19 protein-coding genes are annotated in these 20,974 nt (G+C 70.7%); 11 read left to right on the forward strand and 8 right to left on the reverse strand.

What is annotated here, in order from left to right; genetic code table 11:
- Nucleotides 1-44: 44 nt before the first annotated feature.
- Nucleotides 45-446, forward strand: coding sequence for a hypothetical protein (locus O7608_RS26625; protein ID WP_289207180.1), 402 nt, complete (start codon nt 45-47; stop codon nt 444-446).
- On the forward strand, nt 446-1,846 hold the full coding sequence (locus O7608_RS26630; RefSeq protein WP_289207181.1) for a hypothetical protein: 1,401 nt from the start codon (nt 446-448) through the stop codon (nt 1,844-1,846). Before O7608_RS26625 ends, O7608_RS26630 begins: the two co-directional genes overlap by 1 nt.
- Here O7608_RS26630 and O7608_RS26635 read toward each other — a convergent pair.
- Entirely contained in the window at nt 1,825-3,297 is a 1,473-nt protein-coding gene (locus O7608_RS26635) for an SDR family NAD(P)-dependent oxidoreductase (RefSeq protein WP_289207182.1), read from the reverse strand. The two genes, O7608_RS26630 and O7608_RS26635, sit on opposite strands and share 22 nt — an antisense overlap.
- 107 nt (nt 3,298-3,404) lie before the next feature.
- Entirely contained in the window at nt 3,405-3,815 is a 411-nt protein-coding gene (locus O7608_RS26640) for a nuclear transport factor 2 family protein (RefSeq protein WP_289207183.1), read from the reverse strand.
- 215 nt (nt 3,816-4,030) lie between these two features.
- Here O7608_RS26640 and O7608_RS26645 point away from each other — a divergent pair, with 215 nt between their 5' ends.
- The 5 genes from O7608_RS26645 (at nt 4,031) to O7608_RS26665 (ending at nt 8,266) form a co-directional block, all read left to right on the forward strand.
- Nucleotides 4,031-4,582, forward strand: coding sequence for an RNA polymerase sigma factor (locus O7608_RS26645; RefSeq protein ID WP_289207184.1), 552 nt, complete (start codon nt 4,031-4,033; stop codon nt 4,580-4,582).
- Nucleotides 4,579-5,373 (forward strand): zf-HC2 domain-containing protein, encoded by a 795-nt coding sequence (locus tag O7608_RS26650; protein ID WP_289207185.1) that lies wholly within the window; start codon nt 4,579-4,581, stop codon nt 5,371-5,373. Before O7608_RS26645 ends, O7608_RS26650 begins: the two co-directional genes overlap by 4 nt.
- Nucleotides 5,374-5,454: 81 nt before the next feature.
- Nucleotides 5,455-6,258 carry an ABC transporter ATP-binding protein gene (locus O7608_RS26655; RefSeq protein ID WP_502959145.1) on the forward strand — a complete coding sequence of 268 codons (804 nt, stop codon included), beginning with the start codon at nt 5,455-5,457 and terminating at the stop codon, nt 6,256-6,258.
- Nucleotides 6,255-7,655: a hypothetical protein gene (locus O7608_RS26660; protein ID WP_289207186.1), complete on the forward strand. Its 1,401-nt coding sequence runs from the start codon at nt 6,255-6,257 to the stop codon at nt 7,653-7,655. The genes O7608_RS26655 and O7608_RS26660 overlap by 4 nt, the downstream gene beginning before the upstream one ends.
- On the forward strand, nt 7,652-8,266 hold the full coding sequence (locus O7608_RS26665) for a hypothetical protein (RefSeq protein ID WP_289207187.1): 615 nt from the start codon (nt 7,652-7,654) through the stop codon (nt 8,264-8,266). The genes O7608_RS26660 and O7608_RS26665 overlap by 4 nt, the downstream gene beginning before the upstream one ends.
- Nucleotides 8,267-8,336: 70 nt before the next feature.
- Here O7608_RS26665 and O7608_RS26670 read toward each other — a convergent pair whose 3' ends face one another.
- Entirely contained in the window at nt 8,337-8,732 is a 396-nt protein-coding gene (locus O7608_RS26670; protein WP_282226223.1) for a hypothetical protein, read from the reverse strand.
- Between the two features lie 109 nt (nt 8,733-8,841).
- The gene (locus O7608_RS26675) at nt 8,842-9,255 is read right to left on the reverse strand and encodes a hypothetical protein (RefSeq protein WP_289207188.1); all 414 of its coding nucleotides are present in this window, start codon (nt 9,253-9,255) and stop codon (nt 8,842-8,844) included.
- A gap of 394 nt (nt 9,256-9,649) precedes the next feature.
- Here O7608_RS26675 and O7608_RS26680 point away from each other — a divergent pair, with 394 nt between their 5' ends.
- The 4 genes from O7608_RS26680 (at nt 9,650) to O7608_RS26695 (ending at nt 14,832) form a co-directional block, all read left to right on the forward strand.
- A complete protein-coding gene (locus tag O7608_RS26680) occupies nt 9,650-9,991 on the forward strand; it encodes a DUF4212 domain-containing protein (protein ID WP_289207189.1) in 342 nt (113 codons plus the stop codon).
- Nucleotides 9,988-11,673 carry a sodium:solute symporter family protein gene (locus tag O7608_RS26685; RefSeq protein WP_289207190.1) on the forward strand — a complete coding sequence of 562 codons (1,686 nt, stop codon included), beginning with the start codon at nt 9,988-9,990 and terminating at the stop codon, nt 11,671-11,673. Before O7608_RS26680 ends, O7608_RS26685 begins: the two co-directional genes overlap by 4 nt.
- Nucleotides 11,674-11,831: 158 nt before the next feature.
- Complete coding sequence (locus tag O7608_RS26690; protein WP_289207191.1) at nt 11,832-14,288, forward strand: low temperature requirement protein A; 2,457 nt, start codon at nt 11,832-11,834, stop codon at nt 14,286-14,288.
- Nucleotides 14,289-14,403: 115 nt separating this feature from the next.
- The gene (locus O7608_RS26695; protein ID WP_289207192.1) at nt 14,404-14,832 is read left to right on the forward strand and encodes a MerR family transcriptional regulator; all 429 of its coding nucleotides are present in this window, start codon (nt 14,404-14,406) and stop codon (nt 14,830-14,832) included.
- Between the two features lie 130 nt (nt 14,833-14,962).
- Here O7608_RS26695 and O7608_RS26700 read toward each other — a convergent pair whose 3' ends face one another.
- The 4 genes from O7608_RS26700 to dxr all read right to left on the reverse strand — a co-directional run bounded on the left by O7608_RS26700 (nt 14,963) and on the right by dxr (nt 20,968).
- A complete protein-coding gene (locus O7608_RS26700; protein WP_289207193.1) occupies nt 14,963-17,110 on the reverse strand; it encodes a cellulase family glycosylhydrolase in 2,148 nt (715 codons plus the stop codon).
- Nucleotides 17,111-17,347: 237 nt separating this feature from the next.
- Nucleotides 17,348-18,520 carry a flavodoxin-dependent (E)-4-hydroxy-3-methylbut-2-enyl-diphosphate synthase gene (gene ispG, locus O7608_RS26705; RefSeq protein WP_289207194.1) on the reverse strand — a complete coding sequence of 391 codons (1,173 nt, stop codon included), beginning with the start codon at nt 18,518-18,520 and terminating at the stop codon, nt 17,348-17,350.
- A 7-nt stretch (nt 18,521-18,527) separates the two neighbouring features.
- Nucleotides 18,528-19,775 carry a M50 family metallopeptidase gene (locus tag O7608_RS26710; RefSeq protein ID WP_289207195.1) on the reverse strand — a complete coding sequence of 416 codons (1,248 nt, stop codon included), beginning with the start codon at nt 19,773-19,775 and terminating at the stop codon, nt 18,528-18,530.
- Nucleotides 19,775-20,968 carry a 1-deoxy-D-xylulose-5-phosphate reductoisomerase gene (gene dxr, locus O7608_RS26715; protein ID WP_289211047.1) on the reverse strand — a complete coding sequence of 398 codons (1,194 nt, stop codon included), beginning with the start codon at nt 20,966-20,968 and terminating at the stop codon, nt 19,775-19,777. The genes O7608_RS26710 and dxr overlap by 1 nt, the downstream gene beginning before the upstream one ends.
- Nucleotides 20,969-20,974 lie beyond the last annotated feature (6 nt).

The following is a 20,974-nucleotide window of genomic DNA, read 5'->3' on the forward strand; positions in this document are numbered from 1 at the left end:
GTATGTTCTTGGCGCTCGACCCAACGTGCCGAACGGGATCGCCAGTGAAACTCCGACAGTCGCGCCCCGTCCGGCGGGCGGCCCAGATGCTCGTGGTCGCGCTCGCGCTCCTGTGCGTCGCGCTGGCCAACCGGGGCGCGATCGAGGCCGGGATCACCGGATTCGGCTACGTCCGTACTCCGGGCCAGCTGGCCGCGCAACGACGCCTGCACCAGGACTTCGAGGCGATCCGCAACGAGTTCACCGCGACCTTGCCGGCGGGTAGCCGGGTGATCATCGATCCGCCGCTGCAGCACCTGTGGTTGCAGCGCTTCAGCGAGTTCACCGCGCTGGCTGGCGGCACCGTGGTCGTCGACCGACGGGAAGCCGACTACCAGGCGAGCCTTGTCCAGTGGGAAAGCTCGGTGGGCCCACGGTACGCCGTCGAGCTGACGGTGGTCAGCTGATGTCCGCCGGACACCTGCTGACGGTCACGCTCGTCGTGGCGTCCGGGCTGGCACCGGCGTTCGCCGTCGCCCGGTCACTGCCCGTCGCACTGCTGCTCGCTCCGATCGCCACGGCGCTCGTCAGCACGGTCGCGGTCGTCGCGATGCTGGCCTTCGGCGCCGACCTGCGCATCTGGCTGGCGGCGGCCTTCATCGTCGCCTGGGCGATCAGCCTCTGGTTGCTCCGCCGGCCACGTCCGGCTCAGCCCGCCGTACCGTGGTTGGCCGTCGCCGTCACGTCCGGCGTCCTCGCCGTACCCCTGCTTCTTGTTCTCCACCCGCCGACGAGTTGGGACGCGCACTCGATCTGGTGGTTGCACGCCGGGTACTTCACCTACGACGGCGAGATCGCCCGCGCGGCGATGGCCAGCCCCGGGTTCGTCTTCTCGCACACCGACTACCCTCCGCTGGCCTCGGCCCCGGTCGCGGCGGCGTGGGCCCTGTTCGGTCAGAGCTACCGGACCGCGCAGGTGGTGTCGACCCTGACCACCTTCTCGGCGGTCGCCACGGCGGTCGTGGCGGTCGCGGCCGTGTTCACCCGCAGCCGGCCATGGCTCGCCTGGTCCGCCGGCATCGTCGTCGGCCTGTCGACCTGGGCGACCGGCGCGGAGTACGTGGCCGCCGGCTACGCCGATGCCCTCTGGTCGGCGTGTCTGGTGGGTGCCGCCGCGGCGCTGCTGCTGCACCGCGACCCGTTCGCCCGTCCCGCTCTCGGGCTGGTGCTGCTGACCGCCGCGGTCCTCAGCAAGAACGAGGGACTGGTCGCCGGTGGCATCCTCGCCGCGCTGGTGACGGTCCGGTCCCGGCGCGACCTCGGTCGGGCCTGGCTGGTCTGGCTGCCGGCGGGATCCGGTCTGGCCTGGGCCGGCCTGGCCCGGGCGGTCGGCGCGACGTCGGACATCGAGCAGGCTGAGCCGTTGGGCGGCGTGTTCGGCGACACCGGCCGGCTGGCCACCCGTCTGCCACCGACCCTCGACGCGTTGTGGGAGACGGTCGGCCCGTTGGTGGTGACGGCGCTCGGCTGCGCGTTGGTCGGCTTCCTGCTGGTCCGTACGCGACGCGCGACGCTCGGTGTGGGCTCGGACGGCTGGATCTGGCTGCTCAGCTGCGGGTACACGGCGACGCTGGTGTTCACCTATGTGACCGGGCCGTCGGACATCGACTGGTGGCTGGGCGCGTCGGCGGACCGCGTCACCCTGCCCGTCGCGATGCTGGCCTGTCTCAGTGCCGTGTCGTGGCTGCTGGCGGCGGTGGGTGCCCGGGACGGGCTGCCGCCCGCCGGCACGTCGACGCCGGCGAAGGCGTCGCCGCCCGATGGCCGGGAGCCCCGGGCTGCGGCCTACCAGGCGGCGGGGGCGTAGTCCTTCAGGAAGCAGCCGAACAGGTCCTCGCCCTGCTCACCCCGTACGATCGGGTCGTACACCCGGGCGGCGCCGTCGACCAGATCCAGCGGTGCGTGGAAGCCTTCGTCGGCCAGGCGCATCTTCGTCGGATGCGGCCGTTCGTCGGTGATCCAGCCGGTGTCGACGGCGGTCATCAGGATGCCGTCGGTCAGCATCTCCCGCGCGCTGGTGCGGGTCAGCATGTTCAGCGCGGCCTTGGCCATGTTGGTGTGCGGGTGGCCGGGACCTTTGTATCCCCGGCTGAACACTCCCTCCATCGCGGAGACGTTCACCACGTACTTGCGCCGGGCCGGTGCGGCGGCCATCGTCGGCCGCAGCCGGCTGATCAGGATGAACGGTGCGACGGAGTTGCACAGCTGCACTTCGAGCAGCTCCACCGCGTCGACCTCGTCCACCCGCTGCACCCAACTGTTCACCGGGTCGAGGTCCGGCACCAGCCCACCGGCGTCGATCGCGGTGGCCAGGGCGATCCGGTCCGGGGTGGCCGAGCCGCTGGTCAACGCCAGCGCGGTGAGCGCCTGCGGGGTGATCGCCGACGTCTGCGGCTGCCCGGCGGCGATCGCCGTCGCGGCGTTGCCGCGCCCGCCGGGCGAGGAGAAGCTGACGATCTCCGGCAGCGGACCGTCGGGCAACGGTGCCGACTCGGCGGCGACCAGGTGGGCGTACGCGCCGGGGCTGCGTCGGACGGTCTGCGCCGCGTTGTTGATCAGGATGTCCAGCGGGCCCTGGGCGGCGACCGCGTCGGCGACCGCGATCACCTGGGCCGGGTCGCGCAGGTCGACGCCCAGGATGCGCAGCCGGTGCAGCCACTGGTCGCTGTCGTCCATGGCGGCGAACCGGCGGGCGGCGTCCTGTGGGAAGCGGGTGGTGATCGTGGTGTGTGCGCCGTCGCGGAGCAGCCGCAGCGCGATGTACATGCCGATCTTGGCCCGACCGCCGGTGAGCAGCGCCCGCCGACCGGTCAGGTCGGTGCGGGCGTCGCGGCGTTCGTGGTTGAGCTTGGCGCAGGGCGGGCAGAGCTGGTGGTAGAAGGCGTCGACCTCGCGGTAACGCTCCTTGCAGATGTAGCAGGCGCGGGGTTGGCGCAGGATGCCGGCGGTGGCGCCGATGGTCGACGACACCAGCGGAATGCCCTTGGTCTCGTCGTCGATGCGCCCGGGTGCCCCGGTCGCGGTGGCCGCGGTGACGGCCCGGTCGGCGGCGAGGACTTCCTCCCGTTTCTCGGCCCGCCGCCGCAGCTTGACCGATTTGTACAGCTTGGCGGTGGCCCGCTGCACCCGTACCACGTCGGGGTGGTCAGACGGCAGCGCCGACAGCGCCTCGATGACGTCGAGGCAGACCGCCAGCTGCGCCGGGTCGACCCCGGTCGGGGTCGGATCAAGATCCGGTCGTACGTCGTCCACCGTCATGCCCGTACCCGTTCCGTCCCTGTCACGTCACCGCGTCGCCGATGCGACCTGAGACTCTACGCACCGGGCCTGGTGCACCGCGAGAGCCCGATACCGGGTGACCGGGTTCATCCGGCGACGTGCTGCCAGACCGGCACGATCCGGGCGCTGGTGAACCGCCAGCCGCCGGGTGTCCGGACGGCGACGTAGTGGGCCTGTGCCCCGGCCGTCCGGTACGGGGCCTCGCCGGGCCGGAAGAAGTAGACGAGCTGGTGGGTGTCGACCTCGGCCCGGTCGCCGTCAGCGTCGAGATCGACGACCACGTCGGTGTTGAAGTGCTGGATGCCCTCGTCTGCCGGGCTGGTCCGCCGGAAGCCCTCGATGATCTGGTCGATCCCCCGCAACTCACCGCGCGGACTGCTGGTCGCCGCGTCCGAGGTGTAAACGTCGCGCAGGTCGTCGAAGCGCCGCTGGTCCTGGGCCCGGGCGAGCCGGGCGACCAGTTCGGCGATCTCGACGCGGTCGGCCACCGGTGACATCCCGTTCTCCTCCAGTCGTCGCCTCCTACGGCGGGGCGAGGGCACCTGCATTGTCGGCACACCTGCCAGTTGACGACAATGCAGGTGCCCTCGCCTCAGGTCTGCCGGTGGTGTTCCCTGGTCTGCCGGCCGCCCGGCGCCGCCATCACATCGAACGTGACCCAGGTCACTCGATGTGGAAAACCGTCCCGGGGACCTGGATCGTCTTGCCTGTTGTGAGACGGAGCCTGGACGCACTCGACGAGGGTGCACTGCTACGCCGCGTCGCCCGCGGCGATCGGCGCGCCTTCGACGAGCTGTACCGCCGAACGTCGCCGTGGCTGACCGCCCGCCTGCGGCGACGGTGCGCCGACGACGACATGGTCGCCGAGGTGCTGCAGGACACCTACCTCGCGGTGTGGCGGTCGGCCGGCAGCCAGGCCCAGGACGCGGCGAAGGGCAGCGCCGTCGGCTGGCTCTGGACCATCGCGGCCCGGCGGCTGGTCGACGCGTTCCGGGCCCGCGCCCGACGGGATCGGGTGCCTGCGGTGCAGACCTTCGCCACCATCGCGCCCGCCGCCGAGGAGGAGGCACTCGCCGGCCGGATGGACGCCGACCTGGAGCACGCACTGCTGGCGCTGCCGCCCAACCTGCGTCAGGTGCTGCGTGCGATGGTGCTCGACGGTCTGACCACGCGGGAGACATCGGTACTGCTCGGCATGCCGGAAGGGACCGTGAAGACGTACGCACGGCGCGCCCGGATCGCGCTACGGGAGGCGTTGTCATGACCACCCACCCCACCCCCACTCTCATCTCCCGCTACGCCACCGGTGACGACGGCATCGACGACGCCACCGTCTGGGCGGTCGAAGCCCACCTGGAGACCTGTGCACCATGCCGAGCGCAGCTGGCCGACGCCGTCGCGCCGACCGACCGGCAACTGCTCGACCGGGTCGCGGCCGGAATCACCGCCGGCATCGACGCCGGGCCCCGACCGGCCCGCCCCCGTCTGCTGCGGCGCACCGGCGCGGCCGCCCGGATGCTGCCCTGGCTGGCCACCGTCGCCGCGTTGATGCTGGTGGCCGTGCTGTTCGAATCGACCTTCGCCAGCCTGCCGTCGTTGGTGCTGCTGATCGCGCCGGTCGCACCGCTGCTGCCGGTGGCCGCCGCCTGGAGCCGCCGCACCGACCCGGCCTGGGAACTGGTCTCCTCGATGCCCCGTACCGGGCTCGCGCTGCTGCTGCGCCGGACCCTGGCAGCGGTGCTCACGGTGGTCCCGGTGCTGGCGGCGGCGAGCTGGTCGACCGGCCACTCCCCCGTGCTGTGGCTGCTGCCGTGCCTGGCCTTCACCGCCGGTGCCCTGGCCCTGGGCGGTCTGGTCGGCGTCGACCGGGCCGCGCTCGGGTTGTCCGCCGTCTGGTCCGCCGCCGTCGTCGCGCCCAGCGTCGTCGGCCAGCGCCTGCCGGTGATCCTCGAGGCCGGCAGCTGGCCCGGCTGGGTGGCGGCCACCCTGGTGCTCGGCGCGGTCGTGCTGCTGCGCGGCACCGACCACAGCCGACTGCACGTCGGTCGACTCTGACTCCCGGGTCGTCGGCGCCCTCTCGCCGACACCTTTCCACCACTGCCGATCCCCGCCAGCACCACGACGAATGGAGAGATCATGATGCGTGCGGTCAGCGCGGCGGAGACCGCACCGACCACGTACGCCTGGTCGGTGCACGCCGAACAGCTGGTGGTCCGCGCCGGGCGGCACGTCGCCGTCAACGGGCTCGACCTGGCGCTGGGCACCGGTGTGCACGGGCTGCTCGGCCCCAACGGCGCCGGCAAGACCACCCTGATGCGGGCGCTCGCCACTGTCGTCAAGCCCAACGGCGGGCGGCTCGACCTGCTCGGCGAGACCATCACCAGCCGTGCCGACCTGCGCCGGGTACGCCGGCGGCTCGGCTACCTGCCGCAGCATTTCGGCTTCTACCCCCGGTTCACCGTCCGCGAGTTCGTCGAGTACATGGCCTGGCTCAAGGAGATGCCGAAGGCCGAGATCCCGAGCGCGGTGCAGCGGGCGGTCGACCGGGTCGGCCTGACCAGCCGGGCCGACTCGAAGCTGAAGTCGCTCTCCGGCGGCATGCTGCGCCGCGCCGGCATCGCCCAGGCGATCGTCAACGACCCGGAGGTGCTGCTGCTCGACGAGCCGACTGTCGGGCTCGACCCGGAACAGCGCCTGGACTTCCGGGAGCTGCTACGTGAGATCGGCGTGGACAGCTGCGTACTGGTCTCCACCCACCTGGTTGAGGACGTGGCGGCGGGTTGCACCGACGTGGTGCTGATCAACGAGGGCCGGCTGGTCTGGCAGGGCACCCCGGCGCAGCTGGCTGAGCAGGGCGGAGCCGGTGACGCCGGGGACAGCGCCACCGAGCGCGGATATTCGGCGCTGCTGCGCGCGTACCGGGGGAAGGTGCCGGCATGACCGGGCGGATCATGAAAACGGAGGTACGCCGGACGGCCGTACCCGGGATCGCGCTGCTGCTGCTGGTGATCGGCGCGGCGTTCACCCTGCTGTCGATCGAGTTCTTCGCCGGACGCTGGACCCAGCTGGCCCTGTACGGCCGGGGATCGCTGCTGCTGCTGATCCCGCTGGCGTTGGCCGGTGGCGCCTGGCTGGGCCGTCGCGACCGACGCAGTCGGGTCGGTGAGCTGTTCGCCACCACGGTGCGCCCGCGCTGGCAACGGACGCTGCCGCTCGCCGTCGGGTACGCCGCGATCATGGTTGTGGTGTACCTGCTGGCGACCGCCGTCGGGGCGATCTGGGTGGCGCCGACCGCCGCCTACTTCTCCTCCACCGTGTTCGGCATCACCACAGTGGGCGCGCTGGGCATGGTCGCCGCCAGTTGGCTCGGCATGGCCGCCGGCCGCGCCGTGCCCCGGATCGTCACCGCGCCGGTGCTCGCCGTCGTCGGGTTCGCCGTCGTGGCGCTGCTGCCGGACTACATCTCCATGGCGGGCTACGACGCCAACTGGGTGAAAACGCAGCCAGATCCGTCGGCGTTGCTGCTGACGCCGGCCTTCCCGGGTGGCTTCGACGACCTGCAGACGCTTCCGACCTCGGTCAGCGCCCTTCAGGCGGTGTGGTTGGCCGCGTTGGCCGGCACCGCACTGCTGCTGATCGGCACGGCGCGCCGCAGCCTGCTCGCCCTCGCGGTGCTGCCCGCTGTCCTCGGTGCCGCCGTGGCGGTGCCGCTGCTGCCCACCGGCGGCTACTTCGGGGCGGCGGTCGTCGACCCCGCCGCGGCCGAGCTGGTCTGCGACGACGACGGCCCGCAGGTGTGCGTCCGCAAGGTGCACGCGCAGCTGCTACCCGACATCGTCGGTCCGGCCCGCGAGGCGCTCACGCTGATGGCCGCCAAGCTGCCCGACCCGCCGGTACGCGCGCAGGAGAGTGCGCGACCGGTCGACTGGGCGACACCGGGCCGGCCGCCTGCACGGCGCCCCCCGGACACCCTGGTCTTCGACCCGGTCGGCGTCACCGCCGACGGGAAAGCCGACCTCAGCGACGGGTACTTCGAGGCGAATCTGCTGCACGCGGCGTGGGCGCAGGAGTGCCACGCCGTCAGCGGGCCCGGCCAGGCCGTCAGGAGCGTGCCCTACCAGGCGGAGGCGGTGGCGACCGCCTGGCTGACCGGCGAACCGCCGAAACGGGAGGACTGGTTCCGGGTCGAAGACATCCAGCAGATCGAGGCGGGCTACCAGGGGCTGACCGCGCTACCGGCGGATCAGCAGCGGCAGCTCGTCGGACGGGCCCGCGCGGCGGCGCTCGACTGCGACTACGACCAGTTCGAGGCGTTGCTCCTGGCAGGCGATCAATGAGGTTCGTCGGCCTGTACCTGCGCTCCCGCCGGGTGCCGCTGGCCGTGGCGATCGCGCTCGGGACTGTCGGCCTGACCTGGGTCACCTGGCCGTTCTTTTCCGACGGGCAGACCGTCAACACCCGGATGATCAGCGTCACCGTGCTCATCGCGGCGGTCGCCCTGGGCACCACGCTCAGTGGTGCCGACGACGCCCTGGACCACTCGGCCTCGGCCCGCTGGCCGGCCCGCCGGGCTGTTCACCTGCTGCTGACCGTCGTCGCGGTCGTCGCCCTGCTGCTGGTCACCACGGTGACCGATGTTCGGTACGAGCCGCTGGGTGTGGTGGTGCGCAACACGGCCGGGCTGCTCGGGTTGACCGCGCTCGGCGCCGTGCTGCTCGGTGCCGCGCTGTCCTGGATCGCGCCGTTGACCTGGACCCTGGTCGCGATCATGCCCTGGATGGGGCCGAGTGAGCAGCTGCGGATGCAGCTCGGGGCCTGGCTGATCCAGCCGGGCGACAGCACCGCCGCGACGGTCTGCGCCCTCGTGCTGTCGGTGACCGGCCTGGTCGCGTACACGGTGCGGGGTTGCCCGCTCCAGCCGGCGACGGAGACAGCGCCGAACCAGTGAGGCGGGCGGCCCGGGGTGTCATCGTCGGATCATCCGATCCGACGGCGCCGCCCCGGGTCCGCTCGACGCTTCAGCGGTACCCGGCGGCCAGCCGGGAGTTGTGCTTCTCGGTGGCGCGCAACGCCAGGATCGGGCCGGCGATCAGGTACGCCACCCAGGTCGCCGGCAGGGTCAGCCAGCCGATGAAGATGAAGGTCAGCAGTACGTTGATCCAGAACAGCACCCAGAACGACACCATCAGCACGATGCCGGTGGGGATCCGGCCGGCGTAGATGTTGCCGATGCCGAAGATGCCGAACAGGCCGGGCACGAGTTCCAGGGCGACGGCCGCGCCGGCGGACTTCGGCACCGCCACCCCGGGACCGGGGGCGGGGTGGTACCCGCCCTGCTGGTACGGCTGGCCCGAGGTGGGCACGGGGTGCTGAGGCTGCTGCGGCCCTGACTGGTACGGGTTGGGGTAGGTCACGGGCGTCAGTCTTCCAGCGGCGGATCACCTACGAAAACCGTGCGTTTGGTCGGGCCGGTGCGCTACCGGGCCGGGCCGGGACCGCCGCCGGGTCGAGCGAGGACCGCGGCTATCGGATCGAGACCAGTCGGATCCCGGTACGCAGCAGCACGACCGCGCCGCCGGCGGCCATCACCATGCCGATGCCGGGCATCAGCTGCCCCCAGCTGTCGGTGATCGAGCTGAGGTAGATCAGCCGCGCCACCTGCCAGCCGACGATGACCGCAACCGCCAGGCCGGGCAGCAGGCTGTGCGCGATGGCGACCTTGCGGTACGGCAGCAGCGCACCCGCGATGGCGATGAAGCCGGCACACAGGGTCCACAGGCCAGGGCCGGCGGCGCCGGACAGGGAGCCGAACGGGGTGATGACCCAGGGCAGCAGCGAGCCGACCAGCGCCAGCAGCCCGCCGACGATCATGCCGAGGCTGCCGGCGTGCAGGACACGCCGACGGGTGGGTGCGGCGGTGGTTGCGGTGTCAGCCATGTCCGGATGCTAGGTCCCGGCGCGGTCGGTGACCTAGTCGTCAATCGGTGAGTGGTCAGACCGGTCCGCTGGGCGGCACGACGATCGCCACGAAAACGCACAAAAGAGGCGGGAACCGACCGTCAGCCCACCGTCGCCGACCGCTCGCGGACCACGGCGGACCGTTCAGCGCCCCAACCCGGCGTCAAGCAGATCAACTCTTGCCTGAGCTCGCCGCGTCACGTTCTCTTCCCAGATTAAGGGTGTGACCGACCGCACAAGCCGCCGGGCAGTACGCCGCGCGGCACGGGCGGTACGGCCAGCGGCACCGCCACGCCGGGGCGACCGAACGGAGTCGTCACGGCGCGGCCCGTCACCGGACCTGCCGTTCCCATGACGACTAGGAGGCCCCACAGTGACCGAGGTAACCCCCGATAGCAGTGCGGGTGGCGAGGATTCGCCACCGCCAACCACGCCACCGGACAACGGTTGGCGGCAGCAGTACTGGCGCCGGAATCTGCGACTGATGGTGATCCTGCTCGCCATCTGGTTCGTCGTGTCGTTCGTCTTCGGCATTCTGCTGATCCAGCCGCTGAACAACATCGAAATTTTCGGCTTCCCGCTGGGCTTCTGGTTCGCCCAGCAGGGCTCGATCTACACGTTCGTGATCCTCATCCTGGTCTACGCCAAGATGATGGACCGCCTCGACGACGAGTTCGGCGTCAGTGAGCGTGCGGCGGAAGGGAGCCAGAAGTGAGCAACATCCAAACCTGGACCCTCGTCTTCATCGTCGGCACGTTCGCCGTCTACCTGGGCATCGCCTGGCGCAGCCGGGTGAAGGAGACCACCGGCTTCTACGTCGCCGGTCAGGGCATCCCCACCGTCGCCAACGGTGCCGCCGTCGCCGCCGACTGGATGTCGGCCGCGTCGTTCATTTCGATGGCCGGCCTGATCGCCTTCCTCGGCTCCGACGGCTCGATCTACCTGATGGGCTGGACCGGCGGTTACGTACTGCTGGCCCTGCTGATCGCCCCGTACCTGCGTAAGTGGGGCAAGTTCACCGTGCCGGAATTCGTCGGTGACCGTTACTCGGAAACCGTACGGACGATCGCGGCGGTCGCCGCGCTCATCATTTCCTTCACCTACGTCGTCGGTCAGATGCGCGGTGGCGGCATCGTCTTCAGCCGGTTCCTCGGCCTGGACATCACCGGTGGCGTCATCGTCGCGGCGCTGGTGATCTTCGCGTACGCGGTGCTCGGCGGCATGAAGGGCATCACCTGGACCCAGGTGTCGCAGTACACGGTGCTCATCATCGCGTACCTGATCCCGGCGTTCGCGGTGGCGCAGCAGATGACCGGGCTGCCGATTCCGCAGGTGTCGTTCGGGCAGATCCTCGACGAACTCAACGCCCTCAGCGTGCAGATGGGGCTGACCCAGTTCACCGAGGCGTTCTCGGCGCGGCCGCAGATCGACGTCTTCCTGGTGACGATGTCGCTGATGATCGGCACCGCCGGCCTGCCGCACGTGATCGTCCGGTTCTACACCACCAAGACGGTCCGGGGCGCCCGCTACTCGGCGTTCTGGGCGCTGTTCTTCATCGCCCTGCTCTACACCACCGCCCCGGCGGTGGGCGCGTTCACCAAGCTGAACCTGCTGCAGTCGGTGAACGGTGTGGCGGTCGACGCGCTGCCGGCCTGGGTCAACAACTGGGCGGCGACCGGGCTCGTCACGTTCGGCGACGGCGTGCAGACCATCGGATCGGTCAGCAACAACCCCGCCTCCGGGGCCGACCTGATCGTCAACAACGACATCCTGGTGCTGGCCAGCCCCGAGATCGCCGGTCTGCCGGCACCGATCGTCGGTCTGGTCGCGGCCGGCGGCATGGCGGCCGCCATGTCCACGGCCGCCGGTCTGCTGCTGGTCATCTCGTCGTCGTTCTCGCACGACCTGTACTTCCGGCGGGTCAAGCGGGACTCCACCGACGCTCAGCGGCTGCTCGCCGGCCGGATCGCCATGGGCCTGGCGGTGCTGATCGCGGTGTACGCCGGCATCAACCCGCCGGCGTTCGTCGCCCAGGTGGTCGCGTTCGCGTTCGGCCTGGCCGCCGCGAGCTTCTTCCCGGTCATCGTGCTCGGCATCTTCTGGAAACGGTGCAACGCCACCGGCGCCGCCTCCGGCATGGTCGCCGGTCTGGTGTTCACCGCCGCGTACATGATCTACACGTTGGAGGTGTTCGGTACCTCGGCACACGCGCACATCTTCGACATCAGCCCGGAGGCGATCGGCACCATCGGTGCCATCGTCAACTTCATCGTCACGATCGTCGTGTCGAAGATGACGGCACCGCCGCCAGCGGAGATCTCCGAGATGGTGGAGAGCATCCGCTACCCCGGCACGCGCCGTACGGTGGCCGCCAGCAGCACCGGCGACGCCACCTGACCCACTCCCACCCCACCGACCGGCACCGGCCGGCGGTCGGCGACAACGACGTCGCCGGCCGCCGGCCGGCCCGTTCCCACGCGCGGTCGCCGGCCGGTGGTGGCCGGGAATCCGCCAATCCACCACCCGGTGCGGGTGGTGGTTGCCAGAGTTGACGCGTGCACGACGAGACCCCGCATCCGCACCCGACCGCCGGCGGCCTGCGCCTGGTGCGGCGCGACGCGCGGGTGACCGGCGACGTCAGCTGGATGGAACTCTTCGTCGACGTACTCTTCGTCTTCGCCTTCCTCGAGATCACCAGCCTGATGGCGGCCGACACCGCACTCCTCGGCACCATCCGGGGCATCCTGGTCGTCCTGCTGCTGTGGCACTGCTGGACCGCCTGCGTCTGGCTCGGCAACGTCGTGCACGTCGACCGTGGTGGGGTGCCACCGATGATGGCCGGGATCGCCGCCGTACTGCTGATCGTCGCGGTCGCGGTCCCCGAGTCGTTCGTCGACCGGCCTGGCAGCCTGGCTGGTCCGCTGGTCGTGGTGCTCGGCTACCTCGCGGTCCGGACCAGCGTCCTGGCGATCCTCACCCGGTCGCGCTGGCACGAAGGCCCACCCGGCCGGCGGCCGGCGGCCATCGCCTGGGCGACCCTCGCCGCCTCGGCGCCGGTGCTGCTCACCGCCGCGCTGCTGCCGCGGTGGCTGATGGACCTGCTGCCGGCGGCGATCGACCCGGAACTGGCGCGGATCGGGCTGTTCGCGACCGCGCTCGCCATGGACTTCATGATCCTGGCAGCCGTCGGACGGGGCAGCTGGCAGATGGTCTCGCCGTGGCACCTCGCCGAACGGCACGCCCTGGTGGTCCTGGTCGCCCTCGGCGAGACGATCATCTCGATCGGCACCGGTGGCGGGCCGGGCACGGCGATCCCGGTCACCTGGTCGTTGATCGCCGCCGCCGGGCTGGGGATGTTGATCGTCACCCTGCTGTGGTGGAGCTACTTCGACCTCGCCAAGATCCTCGCCGAGCACGCCCTGGCCCGCCTGTCCGTCGTCGACCAGACCCGGATGGCCCGGGACGCCTACAGCGGGATGCACCTGCCGATGATCGCCGGGTTGATCGTGCTGGCGCTCGGCCTCAAGCAGGCGGTCGCCGCGACCTCCGGAGCCTCCGGCGCGGCATGGGGGCCGACGCACGTCCTGATCGTCTACGGCGGGGTACTGATCTACCTCGCCGCCCTCGTCGGCTTCGAATGGCGGACCGGTCGGCTGTTCGGTCGCAGCCCACTGCTCGGCATCGGGCTGCTGCTCTGTCTGCTCCCCCTGGCCACCCGGCTGTCGGTGCTGGGTGCCCTGGCCCTGCTGGCCGCCGGCCTCGTCGCGATGATCCTCGCCGACCGCACCGTGTTCCACAGCCGGCACACCCAACTGCACCACATGGTCGAGTCCGGGGCGTCCCGGCTGCACGGCGTGGTCCCCCGGGAACTCTTCCTCGACCTGGTCTTCGTCTTCGCGTTCCTCCAGGTCACCGTGTTGATGACCCGGCAGACCTCGGGGTGGGGCATCGTCCGGGGGCTCACCCTGCTCGCGATGCTGTGGTGGGCCTGGACGTCGTACTCCTGGCTGGCCAACGCGGTGCGCACCGAGACCACCCTGGTCCGGTTGAGCACCGTCGGGATGGCCACGGCGGTCCTGCTGATCGGGATCGCCGCCCCGCAGGCGTTCGACCCGGCCGCCGGCGGCCTGCCCGGACTGCTGATCATCGTGTTCTGCTATCTCGCCGGCCAGGTGATGCAGGCCATCCTGTTGTGGCAGGCGTCGCAGACCGATCCGACGCTGCGCGACCTGGGCCGGCAGGCCGCCGTACCGTCCAGCGTCGCACTGCTGCTGCTCGCCGGCTACGCCGTCGTGGAGCTGGCGACGCCGGGCCCTGTCGCGGGAACGCCCGCCGTCACCGTGCTGTGGGTCGCGGCGATCACCGTCCAGTTCGTCGGCAGCTACCCCACCGGGGTCCACAGCTGGCGGCCCCGCTCCACCCGGCACTGGGTCGACCGGTACGCGCTGATCACGTTGATCGCGTTCGGCCAGGCGGTGATCTCAGTCGGTCTGGCGGTCGGCGAGCGCTCGATCTCGGGCGGCGTGATCCTGGTCGCCGGGATCGCCGCAGTCATCCTGGTCCTGCTCTGGTGGTCCTACTTCCCTACCATCGACTCGGCCCGGCTGGCCCTGGAGGCCAGGACCGGCGTCGACCGGGCGAAACTCGCCCGAGACGCCTTCACCTACCTGCATCTGCCGATGATCGCCGGCATCATCATGGTCGCGTACGGCCTGCACCAGATCGTCGGCGACCACGACGACACCGCGATCCGGTACGGGCACTACGCCATCTACTGGGGGGCGGCGTTCTACCTGCTGATCAACCAGGTGTACTGGTGGCGGCTCTGGCGCGTCGTGAGCTGGTACCGGGTGGTGAGCGCCGCCGCCGTCGTACCGCTGGCGGTGCCGACCGCGTGGCTGTCCCCGTTCTGGGCGCTGACGACCCTCACCGCGTTCGGCCTGGCGTCGGCGACGGTCGAGTTCGTTCGCCTGGGCGATCCGCGGACCCGCCAGCCCGAATTCGTCGGCTGAGCGGTGGCGGCCGCCGACGGGTGGCGCGGGTGTGCCGCGATCGCCGGCTGAGCGGGTGCCGCCGGCGCACCAGGGCTTGACCTTGGAGTGCACTCCAAGGTCTACCGTCGTCGACATGGGCACCTATCCCGGTACCGGGATGCGGGTCGCCGAACTGGCCGCGGCGGCCGGGGTGGCACCGGACACCATCCGCTACTACGAGCGGGCCGGGCTGCTGCCACCCGCGCCCCGGTCAGCCGCCGGCTACCGACGCTACGGCGCGGACGCGCTCGACCGGCTGCGGTTCATCCAGGGCTGCCAGCGGCTCGGGCTGCGGCTCCGGGAGATCGCCGACCTGCTCGCCGTCCGGGACACCGGGGTCTGCCCGTGTGAACCGGCCGAGCAGTTGCTGCGCCGTCGGATGGCCGAGGTCGACGCGGAACTGGCCCGGCTGACCGCGCTACGGGCCGAGATGGCGGCGATGGCCGCCGCCCTGCCGGCGGCCGGCTGCCCGCCGCCGGAGCCGGGCCGGTGGTGCCCACCGGACGACCAGGAGAGGAGGTGACGATGATGTTGGAGCCGACCACGCGCTGCGCGTGCGAGCCGGACTGCTGCGGTCCGGACTGCTGCTGACGCCGCAGGCCACAGTGGGTGCCGCCGAGCGCGCCGGCGACACCCACCATGAACCGTACGGGCTATCCGACGGTGCCGGTCACCGATGAGCCGCTACGGCGCACCGTGTAGGTGACCGTCGCCCCGCTCCAGAAGTGGAAGGTGAGCGTGACCGGGGCGTTGTCGTTGACCTCGGCGAAGAAGGTCGAGGTCAACGAGATGTTGTTGGCGCTGTAGTTCGGCGCGAACGTGACGTCGAACTCCTTGTACGACGTCCAGTTGTGCGGGCCGGCGTTGGATCCGTCGGCGTACCGCGCCTCCATCGTGGCCAACTGATCGCCGTTGAAGGCGGTCGGGATGCTGAACGCCGATGTGGTGCCGGTCGCGTTCTGCAGCACCGGCCGGTCGTTCGAGAGGATGTCGATCCGCCAGGGGACGCCGGCGGAGAAGTGCGCGTGCAGGGTCGCGTTCACCCCGTACGCCCGGTTGCCGACCAGCCGGGTCAGCGCCGCCGCGGTCAATGTCAGCTGGTTGCCGCTGACCGTGTAGTCGGTCCCCTGTACCAGGTTGGTGCTGCCCTGGCGCAGCGACTGGAAGTTCAGCCCGTTGAGGTTGAGCGTCAGGCTCTTCGCCGTGACGGCGCCGGTACGCGGTACGAAGACCATGTCGCTGGCGGCGGTGCCCGACCGGGTGGTCCAGGCGGACTTGATCTGGGCGATCAGCTCCGGATCGCTCCACTGGAAGCTGGTGCGGCCCAGGTGCTGACCGTTGTCCCAGAGCTGGGTGGCGATGTTGCGGGTCCGGGTGTGGTAGCCGAAGAACTCGAAGAACTTGAGTTTCTCACCCTGTTGGATGGTGCCGGTGTGCCGGTCGAAGCCGAGCAGTCCGAACTCGCCGATGACGACCGGGATGCCCCGGGAGACGAAGGTGTTCTGCACCCGGTTGAGCGAGTCGATCACGTCCTGCTGGGCGGTGGCGTCGAAGCGGTACCCGCCGGCGACGTTCACGCTGAACGGCCAGTACCCGTAGTAGTGCACGGTGGCGATCAGGTTGCGGTCGCCCAGCGCGGTGAAGGTGCTGGCCAGCTCGTCCAGCCGGGCCTGGTCCGACGAGGTGTGCAGGGTCGGCAGGATGAGCAGCCGGGTGGCGTTGTTGCCGCCGGAGCCTCGGACGATCCGGTGGAACGTCCGGTTCAGCTCGTCCAGCAGTTGGGCGTTCTGGGCGTCCCCGGAGCTGTTGGCGAACTGCGGCTCGTTGACGCTTTCGAAGTGCAGTTTGGGGGACGAGTCCCGGAACGTGGTGGCCAGCTGGGTCCACAGTGCCGAGTAGCGGGCGAGTACGGTGCTGCGGTTGCTCGGCATCGTGTGGATCCACTGCCACGAGTCGTGGTGCAGGTTGATCATCACGTACAGGTCCTCGGCGAGCGCCCAGTCGACGACCTGCTTGACCCGGGCCAGCCGGGTGGCGTCGATCGTGTAGTTGGGGGCGGCACCATGGTGGTGGGTCCAGGTCGTCGGGATCCGGATGCTCTTGAATCCCTGAGCCTTGATGTTGCGGATCAGCGCCTGGGTGACCAGCGGGTTGCCCCAGGACGTCTCGCCGCTGCCGGCGAGGTTGTCACCGGTGGCGTCCAGCGTGTTGCCGAGGTTCCAGCCGGGCTGCATGTCGTTGACGACCGCCTGCGGGTCGCCCGGTGGACGGGGGGTGACGGTCGGGGTCGGTGACGGCGGCGCGGTGGTGGGCGGTGCCGTGGTGGGTGGTGCGGTGGTGGGTGGCGGTGGGGTCGTCGGGCCGACGCTGCCGGTGCAGGTGACCCCGTTGAGAGCGAACGAGGTCGGCGCGGTGTTGCTGCCGGTCCAGGAACCGTTGAAACCGAACGAGACGGTCGCGTTGGTGCCGAGGTTGGCGTTGTAGCTGACGTTGGTGGCGGTGACCTGGCTGCCGGAACTGGTGACGGTGGCGTTCCACGCCTGGGTCACCTGCTGGCCGGCCGGGAAGGTCCAGGTCAGCCGCCAGCCGTTGATCGGGTCGCCGAGGTTGGTGACGGCCACGTTGGCGGTGAAGCCGCCGGGCCACTGCGACGGTGCCGAGTACACCACGCGGCAGCCGGTCGCCGCGTGGGCGCTGGCCGCGATAGCGATGCTGCCGCCGACCAGTGCCGCGGTCACGCCGCCGGCCACCAGGCCGGCGCGCCACCGCCTGCCGCGCGCCGTCGTTGCTTGTCGATTCATGTCGCTCCTCGCCGTGGGGGGCCTGCGGGCAGGCAGGAAGGACGGGCACCGGCGGTCACTGCGGGCAGCCGACGCCAGCGAAGTGGCCGCAGACTAAGTCGGGATTCTAAACTTTGTCAATCGTCGTCTGCCTATGTAGACGGCTGACGATCAGTATGAAGCGACCGCACAACGAAAGATCCCGCCGGAGGATCACCATCCTCCGGCGGGACCACCCCGCAGCCGAGCGGAACGACGTCAGTGCACCGTGACCGTCGGCCCGGACACCAGCTCGCGCATCTCCTCCGGCAGCTCGGCACCCATCGCGTCGGCCAGCCGCAGCGCCTCCTCGACCAGGGTCTCCACGATCTGCGACTCCGGCACCGTCTTGATCACTTCGCCCTTGACGAAGATCTGGCCCTTGCCGTTGCCCGACGCCACCCCCAGATCGGCCTCGCGCGCCTCACCCGGACCGTTGACCACACACCCCATCACCGCGACCCGCAGCGGCGCCGGGAACCCCTCCAGCGCTGCCGTCACCTGGTCGGCCAGGGTGTAGACGTCCACCTGGGCCCGCCCGCAGGACGGGCAGGAAACGATCTCCAGACCCCGTTCCCGCAGCCCGAGCGACTCCAGGATCGCCGTACCGACCTTGATCTCCTCCACCGGCGGCGCGGACAGCGACACCCGGATCGTGTCGCCGATCCCCTCGGCCAGCAGCGCACCGAACGCCACCGCCGACTTGACCGTGCCCTGGAACGCCGGCCCGGCCTCGGTCACCCCGAGGTGCAGCGGGTAGTCGCACTGCTGCGCCAGCAGCCGGTACGCCCGGATCATCACCACCGGGTCGTTGTGCTTGACCGAGATCTTGATGTCACGGAAGCCGTGCTCCTCGAAGAGCGAACACTCCCACAGGGCCGACTCGACCAGCGCCTCGGCTGTCGCCTTGCCGTACTTGGCCAGCAGCCGCTTGTCCAGCGAACCGGCGTTGACGCCGATCCGGATCGGCGTACCGGCCGCCGACGCCGCCTTGGCGATCTCCGCCACCTTGTCGTCGAACTGCCGGATGTTGCCCGGGTTGACCCGCACCGCCGCGCAGCCCGCGTCGATCGCGGCGAAGACGTACTTGGGCTGGAAGTGGATGTCGGCGATCACCGGGATCTGCGACTTGCGGGCGATCGTCGGCAACGCGTCGGCGTCGTCCTGCGACGGTACGGCGACCCGCACGATCTGGCAGCCCGACGCGGTCAACTCCGCGATCTGCTGCAACGTGGCGTTGACGTCCGACGTCAACGTGGTGGTCATCGACTGTACGGAGACCGGCGCACCGCCACCGACCGGCACCGCACCGACCATGATCTGCCGGCTGACCCGACGTGGCGCCAGCGGCGGCGGCGGCACCGCGGGAATGCCCAGACTGACAGCGGTCACTTTCAACTCACCTCGAGAACAGCGTGATCGGGTTGACCACGTCCGCGGTGATGGTCAGCAGCGTGAACGCGCCACCGATCAGCAGGACCGCGTACGTGAGTGGCATCAGCTTGAAGTAGTCGACCCGACCGGGATCGGGGCGGCCGAAGACCGCGTACACCCAGGATCGGATCTTCTCGAACCAGGCGATCGCGATGTGCCCGCCGTCCAACGGCAGCAGCGGCAGCAGGTTGAACACCCCGACGAAGAAGTTCAACGAGATGAACAGCAGGACGAACAGCTCCCACGCGTCGTTGGCCACCGCCTCGCCGCCGAGCCGGCTGGCACCGACCACGCTGATCGGGGTGTCGATGTCGCGTTCCGCGCCGGTGATCGACGCCCACAGCGCCGGGATCTTCTCCGGGATCCGCATCATCGCCTCGACGGTGCCGATCGCCATCTGCCGCAGGTAGTCGCCGGTCGCCCCGAACGCCTCGATCGGCCCGTACGTCACCATGCCGGGCTTCTCGATCCGCAGCCCGACGCCGAGCGCCGCCACCGTGCTCAGCGGCCCGTCCTCGCTGCCCAGCTCGGGCCGCTGCACCGCCGCGAGCTGCGCCTCGACGGTGTCGGTCACCCCGTCGCGTTCGTAGGTGACGGTCGCGGCCCCGGGCTCGGCGCCCCGGACCACCTCCAGCATGTCGCCCCAGGTGTCGACCGGGGCGCCGTCGACGGCGAGGATCCGGTCCCCGTCACGCAGGCCGGCCTGCGCCGCCGGACTCGCCGGGTCGGTCGCCTCGCAGGCCCGGGAGACGTACTCGACGACGACGCAGTCGGTCACCGCGACGACGGCCGGCTCCTGCCGGGCCTGCTCCTCGCTCGACGGGAAGTCCGGGTTCGGCAGGCCCATGAAGACCGCCGCCAGCCAGAGTGCGACGATCGCCAGGCCGAAGTGCGTCACCGACCCGGCGGACATCACGATGGTGCGTTTCCACACCGGGTACCGCCACATCACCCGAGACTCGTCGCCGGGTGCGACGTCGTCGTCCTGCGGCGTCATCCCGACGATCTTGCAGAAGCCGCCGAGCGGGATGGCCTTGAGGCCGTACTCGGTCTCGCCGCGCCGGAACGACCAGATGGTCGGGCCGAAGCCGACGAAGTAGCGGGTGACCTTCATCCCGAACTTCTTGGCCGTCACCATGTGACCGGCCTCGTGCAGGCTCACCGAGATGAGAATCGCGAGGGCGAAGAGAACCACCCCGAGCAGGTACGCCATCAAGCTCCCTCCGCCGACGCACCGATGAACTCCTGCGCCCGGGCCCGCGCCCAGGATTCCGCAGCGAGCACATCCTCGACCGTACCCGGTTCGTCGAAGTCCGGTGCCGACTGCAGCACCCGGTCCACCGTGTCGACGATGCCGAGGAACGGTAGCCTGCCGGCGACGAACGCCGCCACACACTCCTCGTTCGCCGCGTTGTACACCGCCGGGCGGCACCGACCGGCCGCCCCGGCCTGCTTGGCCAACGCCACCGCCGGGAAGGTCGCCTCGTCCAGCGGGGCGAACTCCCAGGTGTGCGCGCGGGTCCAGTCCACCGGCGCGGCGGCGGCCGGCACCCGGGCCGGCCAGCCCAGGGCGAGCGCGATCGGCAACCGCATGTCCGGCAGGCTGGCCTGGGCGATCGTCGAGCCGTCCACGAACTCCACCATCGAGTGGATCACCGACTGCGGATGGACCACGACCTCGATACGAGGGTACGGAACACCGAACAGTTCGTGCGCCTCGATGATCTCCAGCCCCTTGTTGACCAGGGTCGCCGAGTTGATCGTGATGACCGGTCCCATGTTCCACGTCGGGTGGGCCAGCGCCTGGGCCGGAGTCACCTCGGTCAGCTCGGCGCGGGGCCGGCCCCGGAACGGGCCACCGCTGGCGGTCACCACCAGCCGGTCCACCTCGGCCGCCGTACCGGAGCGCAGACACTGGGCAAGTGCCGAGTGTTCGGAGTCGACCGGCACGATCTGGTCCGGGCGCTGCACCGCGGCCCGCACGATCGGCCCGCCGGCGATCAGCGACTCCTTGTTGGCCAGCGCCAGGGTCCGGCCGGCCCGCAGGGCGGCCAGGGTCGGCGCCAGCCCCCGGGAGCCGTCGACCCCGTTGAGCACCACGTCACACGGCCACTCGGCGAGCTCGGCCATCGCCGCCGGGCCGGCCAGGATCTTCGGGATCTTGAACCCGCCGGTCGGGTAGCCCTGCCGGGACGCCTCGGCGTAGAAGGCGAGCTGCAGGTCCTGGGCCGCCGAGGCGCGGGCCACCGCGACCACGTCGACCTGCAGCCGCAGCGCCTGCTCCGCCAGCAACTCGACGTTGCCGCCGCCCGCGCCGAGGCCGACGATGCGGAACCGGTCCGGGTTGCGGGTGACGATGTCGACCGCCTGGGTGCCGATCGAACCGGTCGAACCGAGCAGGACGATGTCTCG

Origin of the sequence: Solwaraspora sp. WMMA2056, from assembly GCF_030345095.1 — a bacterium.
GTDB lineage: Bacteria > Actinomycetota > Actinomycetes > Mycobacteriales > Micromonosporaceae > Micromonospora_E.